Below are 9,651 nucleotides of genomic sequence, written 5' to 3'. Positions count from 1 at the left end.
CGACGCACACCATCGACGGCAAACAGGTGGCGGCAACCGTCATTGAAGCGGTGATGCAAGCGGCTTCTGATCTCGAGCGAACAAAGGATATCAAAGTGGGACTTGCGTTGGGAATCCTCGGCGACTTCCGGCGAGTTACGCCTATGTCACCCCCAAGGCTTAACGCCGGGCGGCGCGATCTTCCGTCGGGCGAATTCCCCCGCACAAGAAGGTGGTGAGATTTGCAAGATCGGCTTGCGCAATTATTCGCAGGGGCACTGACGCTGCCCTGCCAGCATTTTCTCGCGGCGGCGAAAAACCTCCGTCACACCTTGCTTGCGACGCGTTTCGTCGCGAACCTTGAACAGGTCGCGCATCGTCTTTCTACTATGCAGCGACCGGGTGTCATGGGCCTACACAGCGCGATCTGTTCACCCTTAGTGTCTGAATCGGAATGACCGCCATGTTATCAGGTCCTTGCGAGGCGTCGGGTGAGCATGCGGATATTTGCGATGAAGACCCAGGCCTGTGCGGATTCGACGGATCGCTCGAAGTCCTTGGCCAGCCTTCGGCATCTGCCCAGCCATGCGAAGGTCCGCTCGACGACCCATCGGCGCGGCAGGACTTCGAAGCCTTTGGCGCTGTCCGACCGCTTGACGATCTCCATGGTGAACTTGCCGATCTTTTGCAGGGCGCCCCGCAGTTTCGGCCCTGCATAGCCACCATCGGCAAAGACATGGCGCAGCCACGGCCAGCGCTCGAGTATGGATTTCAGGACGGCCGGCGCGCCGTCGCGGTCCTGGATGTCGGCGGCGTGAACGACGACGCCGACCAGCAGGCCCAGCGTGTCGACGACGATGTGCCGCTTGCGGCCCTTGACCTTCTTGCCGGCGTCGAAGCCACGAACTCCGCCGCTTTCGGTGGTCTTCACCGACTGGCTGTCGATGACGCCGGCGGACGGGCTTGCCTCCCGGCCTTCCCGTTCGCGCGCCGCCATGACGAGTTCATTGTTGATGGCGCGCAGCAATCCTTCGTCCCGCCAGCGCCAGAAGTACTTCTGCACCGTCGAGAACGGTGGGAAATCCTTCGGCAGGAGCCGCCATGCTCCGCCCGACGAAGCCATGTAAAGCAGCGCGTTCACGACCTCGCGCAAGTCCGTCTTCCGCGGCCGGCCGATCCGGTTCGGCGCCGGCATCAGCGGCTCGATCAGCGCCCACTCCGCTTCCGTCAGGTCGCTTGCGTAGCGCGGGCAGCGCCGTTCATAGTGAGGGCGAGTGGTTTCAGTCCAGGGCATCATGATCTCCGTCGAATCTCAGCAATCCGACTGAATCACAACCCGCTGAAATCACTCACTTCTTTTTGGAGCGGACACTTTAGGCGCGCACTCCAAATGGAGGGCCAGCTTTGGACATGATGACGCGAGCGGGCTTCCGTGTGTTCGGAGAGAGTGCACCCATAGCAATACACCGCAGCATTGAGTTCAACGCCAGGTAGCCTAGGAATTCATAGAAACCCTACAGCTTCGAGTCCATCAGAGGCTCTGACTATGGCAACCAGGAATCGACTCGATGGGATTCAAGTTGCGACTCTTAGGAAGGCGTGAAACTCGGAGGATGCAAAGCGTGACGGCGCGAGGCGACTAATTAGTCCGCTCCTTCGCAGAAATTTCCAGCAACCAAGAGCGCATCAACTTCGCTTCTGGAGAGAGCGCTTTATTGTCGCTCCACGTCACAAACCAATCTCCCGGTGCAGGCAGCTCAAGGTCGGTGATCCTGCATAGCTTGCCCTCATCTATCAAGGGCTTCACCAAGCTATGCAATCCGATCGCGATACCCTGGTCAGCTAGGGCGGCTTGGATTGTCCCGAACATCTTGCTAAACTTTGGGCCTCGCAGTGTTCCATAAGGTATTCCAGTCCGTCGGAACACCTCATCCCACCCGTTCCAGTCTGCATCTACCCAATTGACGTGCAGAAGGGGAAGCTCAGGTAGGGATCCGGATGTGATATCGCGATGGGTCCGCAAGTAGCCCGGCCCGCAGACAGGATATATAGTATCGGGAAACAACAATTCTGCAATCTCGCCCTGCCATGAGCCTAAACCGTAGCGGATACACAGATCGACCTCCGCACGCTTGTAATCACGCGTGTCGTTGGACACGAGGTGGTCCACGGAGATTTCCGGAAATCTCGTCCAAAAGTCAGGCATGCGCGGCATAAGCCACATCGATCCGAACCCATCTGGGCAAGCAATTGTCACATTTTTGGGACGATCACCTCGCTTGATCGTTCTGACAATTTGAGACGCCTTGGAAAAGCCGCTTGCCAGCACCGCGTAAAGATCTTCGCCCGAACTGGTGAGCAGGATCCCCGATGATTTATTCCTCACAAAAAGCGCAACTCCAAGTTCTGCCTCAAGTACCTTGATCTGGTGGCTAACGGCGCTCGGAGTGACGTTGAGCTCAGAAGCTGCGAGCTTGAATGACAAATGTCTTGCGGAGGCCTCAAAAATAGCGAGAGCTGTCAATGAGGGGAGATCATAATATCGACGAACCATTACCCCCCCCAAGCACACCGTGTTCCCTCCAACGGGACTGACCACGATTAGCATTTGAGTGAGACTTTTGCACGAGTTCGAATCCCCACGTTGGTGCAATGGTTGCGAATCCTCTGCCTATTCATGCATCATAGCTGCCGAGCAGATGGCCGGTCGTCCGCACCTAGAATTTCGCATCCGTTAAGCGTGTTGACGAAACTTAGCAATCTCGGCAGCGGGCTGCAACGCTCAGCAGATTTGCGAATTGTTCATCATCGGTGGAATCAGTTTGAACTTGAGCGTTTAGCGCGGCTGCCTTCTCGGCGATTTCAACCAAGTTCGCCGTCTGAGGATTCAAACGCAGGAATGTGTCAGCGTCCGAGAGTAGCGTTGTCGCAGAGGCTCTCGCAGCCTTTAGTCTGCGAGAAGAGATCAAGGTCGATGCCAAGAAGATGCACATCTCCACCACCGATGTCGCTATCGACATCATCGCCATGCACAAATGGCACGGCGAGTTCCATGTGCTGAAGGACATCAACCTGAAGGTGATGCGCGGCGAGCGCATCGTCATCTGCGGCCCGTCGGGCTCGGGCAAATCGACGATGATCCGCTGCATCAACCGGCTGGAGGAGCACCAGAAGGGCAAGATCATAGTCGACGGCAAGGAACTGACCAACGACCTGAAAAAGATCGACGAGGTGCGCCGCGAGGTCGGCATGGTGTTCCAGCACTTCAACCTGTTCCCGCACCTGACCATCCTGGAGAACTGCACGCTGGCGCCGATCTGGGTGCGCAAGACGCCGAAGAAGCAGGCCGAGGAAATCGCCATGCATTTCCTCAAGCGCGTGAAAATCCCGGAGCAGGCCAACAAATATCCGGGCCAGCTGTCCGGCGGCCAGCAGCAGCGCGTGGCCATTGCCCGCTCGCTGTGCATGAACCCCCGCATCATGTTGTTCGACGAGCCGACCTCGGCGCTCGATCCGGAAATGATCAAGGAAGTGCTGGAGACGATGGTTGGTCTGGCCGAGGAAGGCATGACCATGCTGTGCGTCACCCACGAGATGGGCTTTGCCCGCAAGGTCGCCAACCGCGTGATCTTCATGGATCAGGGGCAGATCGTCGAGCAGAACACGCCGGCCGAGTTCTTCGATCACCCGCGCCATGAGCGCACAAAACTGTTCCTGTCACAGATCCTGCACTGAATACGAAGGATACCCATCCGATGAGAAAGATCCTGTGTCTCATAGCACGGCACTAGCCTTAGCCTAGTGACCTGAGACCGTGAACTTCCTCCAATTTTGGTAGAGTCCGTCATATTGAGGAGACGGACGGAATGAAGCGTGCAAGGTTCACGGGCGAGATGGGGTATTCGGTTCAGCCCGCTGAGCGTTTGGCCCCTTTTCGGATCATAACGTTCGCCTGATACCCAGAGCAGACCTGGCAAGAGGCGATCGGCATCGGCGCTTATGCAGGACTGGATATTTCACTCGGCGCCGGTAGCTATTTGTGTTGTCGGCGAGACCGACGTGCTCTGCGGCCGAGCAGAAGCTGCGCACTCTGACTGCGGCCCGCAAGGCTGCTGTGAGGGCGGTCACTGCCAACGAGCGGGCTATCCGCGGCCTGTTGCGTCCAATTGGTCTGAAGTTGGCGCTGTCACACGCGTTTCTTCGAAGCCAGAGTGCGGCAGATGATAGGAGGGGATCGGCTCTTGCTGGCGATCTTTGCGCCGCTCCTCCAGATGCACAAGAGCCTGCGCGAGAGCCTTGCGAATCTGTATCGCCTTGTCCTGAGGGCGGTTCGCGCGGATCCCATCTGCCGTCGCCTCATTATAATGTCTGGATAGAACCCGTCACGGCACTCACCTACAGGGCAACTATTCACAATCCCAAGCGCTTTCGACGATCCGGTCGGTTGGCGCGTATCTCGGCCTTACACCGCGTCGATACCAGTCGGTTGAAGTCGACAGGGTCGGCCGCAACCGGTGAGCTAACAGGGCACGGTCTTGCCATCGCGGTGCCGGATCTCGCCGCCGCAATTCCGAGTTGAGAGAACTCGCCAATAAAGCCCTTGTAGCGAAATGCTCAGTTATGTCGCGTGACATGGGGATAGACTGGATCGCAGGTAGAATTCGCAAGGAACTCACCAGGTACGTGACTTTTTTTGTGGACCGCATCCAAGAGGAAAGCTGGTATCGGTTGGCGACCGTGCTGCGTACTCGGTTTGGGGGCGCCGTCACGGCGGGTGCCCCCAGCGCGCCGGCTGAAATCAAATCCAATGAGGTTTCCATGAACTCTGAAATCGCGAGTACCGCAGACTACCAGCACCTCTTGTACGAGGTGGATCCCGATCACATTTGCTGGTTGACGCTCAATCGGCCAGAAAGAATTAACGCAATGAATAAGCGCCTCATTGCCGAACTCAGGGACGCTCTGCTCAAGGCGGATGAAGACGACAATGTAAACGTCATTGTTATCCGCGGAAGTGGGAGGGGATTTTGTTCCGGACATGACCTTAAAGAAGACGCTGATGACACCTGGTCATCTGTTTTTGAGTGGCGCACATACGGCTTTAGACAGTTTGAAGAATTCACGACGCCTTGGCGGCTGACCAAACCCGTTATTGCATCTGTTCATAGCGTCGCTATCGGCAAGGGATTCGAGCTTTCATTGTTTTGTGATGTCACTATTGCAAGCTCAGATACTAAAATGGGTTACAATGAGTTTCGCTACGGAATCAGCGGAATGTGCATGTTCTTGCCTTGGCTTGTGAACATGAAGACAGCAAAAGATATAATGCTCACAGGGGGTGAAGTTTCTGCGCACCGAGCCAAAGAAATCGGCTTGGTCACTGAGGTCGTTGAACCCGATGAATTGCACGAGGCTACAAAGCGTAAGGCCAAACTAATGGCGGCGATGCCGCGTGAAATGCAGCAGATGCACAAAATGTATCTAAACCGGGTTTACGAGATGCAAGGTTTAAAAACTGCAACGGACTATTATTTGGAGCAGATTGCAATTATGTCGCCTCAAGCAATGCCAGAATACGGCGAAATGCAGAAGGCGATAAAAGAACACGGCCTGCGGGCCGCTCTAGACAAAGTACAGGAGCGTTACAAGGGTCTCGACTGATAAGGATCAGTTGTCTGCCTAGTACTACTACTCAAAAGGAGTTGCCCATGCTGCAAACGAGACGCCTTCTGCTGCGGGAATGGAAGGACGAAGACGTCGACACCTTCGCTCGGATAAATGACGATCCGAGAGTTGTGCGATACCTAGAGGGCAACTTCCCTGATCGGGCCGCGATCGAGGCGTGGAGAAACTTTCAATGTGATCATTTCAGAACGTATGGATATGGCATTTGGGCGCTTGAAGCCTTGGGCGCTGGCGGGTGTATTGGATTCTGTGGGCTTATGAATGTTCCTATCAGACCCCCTTCACGCCAGCGGTTGAAATCGCCTGGCGGTTGGATCCAGAGCACTGGGGGCGAGGGTATGCAACGGAGGCGGCGTCCGCTGCACTTTCGTTTGGTTTCGAGCGAGGTGGACTGAGTGAAGTTGTCGCTTATGCGTTTGTTGAGAATCTTGCTTCAAGGCGCGTAATGGAGCGGCTTGGAATGAGTCATGACCCACAAGATGATTTTGAACTGCCAGCTGGAGTGGAAGCCTTGCGACGTCAGGTACTTTATCGCCTTAAGGCTGGGGACTGGCTTAACGGCAGCGCTGCGATCCGAGACTAACCTCATACGACTGAGTTGCGAGAAAGACCCGTCCAGTGACGGGAAAAACAAAACGATGAGCATGTCAATTGACCCGCAGACGTCTTATGCTGGGGCATCCGCTATCGCGGTAGGTGCGATGTCTTACCAGTCCGCCGGGCTACATCGCTGGTATTCGGGTTCTCGATCCGAACGCGACTAGATAGCAGGCTCTTTAAGAAGTCGCTCTCCTCGGTTCGGCCGGCGTGATTCATTGCTTCCGATCTAGATTCGGTGGAGATGGGGCGCGGCGGCGATATTCGAACTGGAGAGTTGTTCAGATCGCGGACGACGCCTGTCTACAGTGGACGCGACTTGGCGGTGTATACTCGCCGATCGGCAGGCCATCAGGGCGGTCTAACCTAGCTGGAGATCTCAATGGACCTTGTATTTGCAGAAGAAGAACAAGCATTTCGCGAAGAAGTACGCCAGCTCCTACGGGATGGTGTACCACCTGAGACACGCCGCAAACTCTCGGAGGGCCGCCAACTATCAAAGGGCGAAATTGCGGTGGGGACGCGGGTCCTTCATTCGAAGGGTGTCCCAAGTTGGCCAAGGGAATATGGAGGAGCAGAATGGTCTCCTATCCAGCAGTATATTTTCGAAGAAGAGGTTCAGGCATTTCCCGCTCGGATGTTGTTCGGCTACGGCGCTTCCATTGTCGGTCCCCTCATCTACACGTTTGGGAATGAGGCGCAGAAAAAATACTTTCTGCCGCGTATCGTCAACGCCGAGGATTGGTGGTGCCAAGGCTTTTCAGAGCCGGGAGCGGGCTCTGACCTTGCATCGCTTAGAACACGGGCGGTGCGCGACGGCGATCATTATGTTGTTAATGGCCAAAAGATATGGACGACCGGGGCCCAGTATGCCGATTGGATCATTTGCCTGGTCAGGACCAACCTCGATGTGAAGAAGCAGGAGGGCATCTCGTTCCTCTTGATTGACATGAAGACGCCTGGTGTCACCGTGCGCCCGATCAAGATGATCGATGGCAGTTACGATGTGAATGAGGTCTTCTTTTCTGATGTTCGTGTTCCGATTGAGAATCTGATCGGTGAAGAGAACAAGGGATGGACCTATACCAAGGTTGTCCTCGGCAATGAACGCGTCATCGACGCTGGCGTCGGCATCACTAAGGAACGCATTCAGTGGGCCAAGGATCTTGCTAAACGGTGTTGTGAAGGCGAGACACGACTAATCGATCAACTGACCTTCCGAAAGAAGCTTGTCGCACTTGAAGTTGAGCTGAAAGCGTTCGAAATCACGTATCTGCGGGTAGTCGCAAGCGCGTCGAAGCAAAAGATGGGCGAGCAAGACCCGACCAGCTCGATTCTAAAGTTGAGGGGCTCGGAGGTCGAGCAGAATGCCACCTCACTTCTCATGGATGTTCTCGGCCCTTACGCACTTCCTGAATTGTCAGAAGATGATGATGCGAGCTGTATCGGGTCGCCGTTCGGTGCCTACGGGGCAACGACGATCGTGCCCGCCTGCTTTTACAGCCGCGCGGCGACAATCTACGCAGGTTCCAGCGAGATTCAGAAGAACATCATCGCGAAAGCGATCCTCGGCCTCTAGCCTTTTAAGGCCGCCGGTATCTATTTTAGGAGATATATGCAGTGAATTTTGATCTTACGGAGGAGCAGCGGCTGTTGAAGGACAGTGTCGCGCGACTGATGCTCGACAAGTATGGCTTCGGAGATCGCGGCGGGTATCGGGCTCAGGGGCGCGGCTATAGCGAATCGATGTGGTCAAGCTATGCCGAACTCGGACTTCTTGCGATGCCGTTTGCGGAAGAATATGGCGGTTTCGGCGGGGGGCCGGTCGAGACCATGATCGTTATGGAGGCCTTTGGCGAGGCGCTGATCCTCGAGCCCTATTTCGCGACAGTGGTGCTTGCTGGCGGCATCCTCCGTCACGGAGCGAGCCACACGCAAAAGGCGGAGCTTATTCCCGCCATCGCCCAGGGCCAGCTAAAGTTTGCTTTTGCTTACCTGGAGCCCCAGTCTCGTTATGACCTCTTCGATGTTAAGACGCTTGCAACGGAGGATGAGAACGGCTGGACCCTGAGCGGAACGAAGGGGCTCGTCCTGCACGGCGATACAGCCGATAAGATCATCGTATCTGCTCGAACGAGCGGTGATACCAGGCAAGAGCATGGAATCGGCCTTTTCCTGGTTGAAGCTGATGCGCCGGGCCTTACGTGTCGCGGTTACCCGACACACAGCGGTCTGCGTGCGGCTGATATCACACTCGAACATGTGCGGGTTGATGCGGCCAACGTCATCGGCGACCCGGCTAATGCCTTCCCGGTTATCTCCCGCGTCGCCGAGGAGGCAATTGCAGCGTTGTGCGCAGAAGGTGTCGGCGCATTTAGCAGAATGCAGGCGATCACGCTCGACTACCTAAAAACGCGAGAACAGTTTGGTAAGAAAATCGGCAGCTTTCAGGTGTTGCAGCATCGGGCCGTGGACATGCTTGTCGAACTGGAGCAGTCGCGCTCGATGGCCATGTACGCTGCGCTTATGCTCGGCGAAAGTGATGACACCGAGCGCGAGCGCGCGATTTCGGCGGCTAAAGTCCAGATTTGCCGGTCGGCGAAAGCCATCGGGACTCAATCGATCCAACTCCACGGCGGCATCGGAATGACAATGGAGTACAGCATCGGTCACTACTTTAAGCATGTGAGCATGATCGACAAATTGCTTGGTGATGCGGATCACCACTTGGGGCGTCTGGCTGTTCTCGGAGGACTAAGCAGCTAGCAAGGCTAGTTGCAGACCGTGTCCTGAACTACTTCCGGATCGGAAGAAGATTTAGCAAGGCTGCCAACCTAGTCACAAATGACATTGAAACGGTCGCATCAATCGTTAATTCGGTCAGCAAAAACCTCCCTCGGCATCCCAGTTGCCGTAGCATTCTGAGTTGAGTCTGGCCGCGGGCGTGACTTCACAGCCTGGGCAATGCAGAATACCCCAAGTCGACACGGACGCTGGCCCGCTCGAGAGGGTCGCCAGCCCGAACCAGAGGGCGGGCGGAGACGCTTAGAGAGGCCGCATCACATCCGACCGTGATAGCGTCGGCAAGCGCAGCCTTCTTGACTCCTCGGACACAATGGCTACGAGGCAAGTCCTATCCATTCGTGATGTGACTGCGTGAACGAACGCTCTGATTACGATTCACGCATAGAGAGAAACGACCTGAAGATGGTCCACCTGCTCAAGTGAAATTAATGCCTCCAGATCAGGTCCATAGGGTTCCGCCATGGCACGTCTCGAGCTTCTGCTGCTTCGGCATTCATAAGGTAAGCGGTCAGCCGATAACGTCAGGCCTAAAGTTCCAAGGCATGAGCATTTCGATCTCGGATGCCGGCCATCCTTGAGCGATGC

General features: G+C 55.9%; 9 protein-coding genes and 2 pseudogenes. 8 read left to right on the top strand and 3 right to left on the bottom strand.

Annotation, left to right across the window (positions count from 1 at the left end; all coding sequences use genetic code 11):
* Window positions 1-218: pseudogene (locus NKJ90_RS32785) on the top strand (hypothetical protein); the annotation flags it as partial.
* Window positions 175-395: pseudogene (locus NKJ90_RS32780) on the top strand (ImmA/IrrE family metallo-endopeptidase); the annotation flags it as partial. The pseudogenes NKJ90_RS32785 and NKJ90_RS32780, both read left to right, overlap by 44 nt.
* 53 nt (window positions 396-448) lie before the next feature.
* On the opposite strand, the gene NKJ90_RS32775 reads toward NKJ90_RS32780, so the two are convergent.
* Together NKJ90_RS32775 and NKJ90_RS32770 are read right to left on the bottom strand one after the other, a co-directional pair.
* Entirely contained in the window at window positions 449-1,273 is an 825-nt protein-coding gene (locus tag NKJ90_RS32775; RefSeq protein ID WP_352487724.1) for an IS5 family transposase, read from the bottom strand.
* A gap of 345 nt (window positions 1,274-1,618) precedes the next feature.
* On the bottom strand, window positions 1,619-2,533 hold the full coding sequence (locus NKJ90_RS32770; protein WP_352487723.1) for a LysR substrate-binding domain-containing protein: 915 nt from the start codon (window positions 2,531-2,533) through the stop codon (window positions 1,619-1,621).
* Between the two features lie 431 nt (window positions 2,534-2,964).
* Here NKJ90_RS32770 and NKJ90_RS32765 point away from each other — a divergent pair, with 431 nt between their 5' ends.
* From NKJ90_RS32765 to NKJ90_RS32740, 6 genes are all read left to right on the top strand, one after another.
* Window positions 2,965-3,714 carry an amino acid ABC transporter ATP-binding protein gene (locus NKJ90_RS32765; RefSeq protein ID WP_352487722.1) on the top strand — a complete coding sequence of 250 codons (750 nt, stop codon included), beginning with the start codon at window positions 2,965-2,967 and terminating at the stop codon, window positions 3,712-3,714.
* Window positions 3,715-4,662: 948 nt separating this feature from the next.
* Window positions 4,663-5,640, top strand: a complete 978-nt coding sequence (locus NKJ90_RS32760; protein ID WP_352487721.1) for an enoyl-CoA hydratase/isomerase family protein — start codon at window positions 4,663-4,665, stop codon at window positions 5,638-5,640.
* A gap of 47 nt (window positions 5,641-5,687) precedes the next feature.
* A complete protein-coding gene (locus NKJ90_RS32755) occupies window positions 5,688-6,059 on the top strand; it encodes a GNAT family N-acetyltransferase (RefSeq protein WP_352487720.1) in 372 nt (123 codons plus the stop codon).
* A complete protein-coding gene (locus NKJ90_RS32750) occupies window positions 5,975-6,247 on the top strand; it encodes a GNAT family N-acetyltransferase (RefSeq protein WP_352487719.1) in 273 nt (90 codons plus the stop codon). The genes NKJ90_RS32755 and NKJ90_RS32750 overlap by 85 nt, the downstream gene beginning before the upstream one ends.
* 396 nt (window positions 6,248-6,643) lie before the next feature.
* Window positions 6,644-7,840 (top strand): acyl-CoA dehydrogenase family protein, encoded by a 1,197-nt coding sequence (locus tag NKJ90_RS32745; protein WP_352487718.1) that lies wholly within the window; start codon window positions 6,644-6,646, stop codon window positions 7,838-7,840.
* Window positions 7,841-7,881: 41 nt separating this feature from the next.
* Window positions 7,882-9,027 carry an acyl-CoA dehydrogenase family protein gene (locus NKJ90_RS32740; RefSeq protein WP_352487717.1) on the top strand — a complete coding sequence of 382 codons (1,146 nt, stop codon included), beginning with the start codon at window positions 7,882-7,884 and terminating at the stop codon, window positions 9,025-9,027.
* Between the two features lie 414 nt (window positions 9,028-9,441).
* Here NKJ90_RS32740 and NKJ90_RS32735 read toward each other — a convergent pair.
* On the bottom strand, window positions 9,442-9,651 hold a 210-nt coding region (locus NKJ90_RS32735; RefSeq protein ID WP_352487716.1), incomplete at its 5' end, for a hypothetical protein.

Source organism: Mesorhizobium sp. M0051, assembly GCF_040323235.1.
In the GTDB taxonomy this organism is placed as follows: Bacteria; Pseudomonadota; Alphaproteobacteria; order Rhizobiales; family Rhizobiaceae; genus Mesorhizobium.
The sequence above is the reverse complement of the archived record's forward strand: the minus strand, read 5'-3'. Positions and strand labels throughout refer to the sequence as shown.

What these genes read in the sequence shown, in the direction of transcription:
- NKJ90_RS32770 (WP_352487723.1), bottom strand. Translation starts at nt 2,533, where the DNA reads ATGGTTCGTCGATATTATGATCTCCCCTCATTGACAGCTCTCGCTATT.
- NKJ90_RS32775 (WP_352487724.1), bottom strand. Translation starts at nt 1,273, where the DNA reads ATGCCCTGGACTGAAACCACTCGCCCTCACTATGAACGGCGCTGCCCG.
- NKJ90_RS32755 (WP_352487720.1), top strand. Translation starts at nt 5,688, where the DNA reads ATGCTGCAAACGAGACGCCTTCTGCTGCGGGAATGGAAGGACGAAGAC.
- NKJ90_RS32745 (WP_352487718.1), top strand. Translation starts at nt 6,644, where the DNA reads ATGGACCTTGTATTTGCAGAAGAAGAACAAGCATTTCGCGAAGAAGTA.
- NKJ90_RS32765 (WP_352487722.1), top strand. Translation starts at nt 2,965, where the DNA reads ATGCACATCTCCACCACCGATGTCGCTATCGACATCATCGCCATGCAC.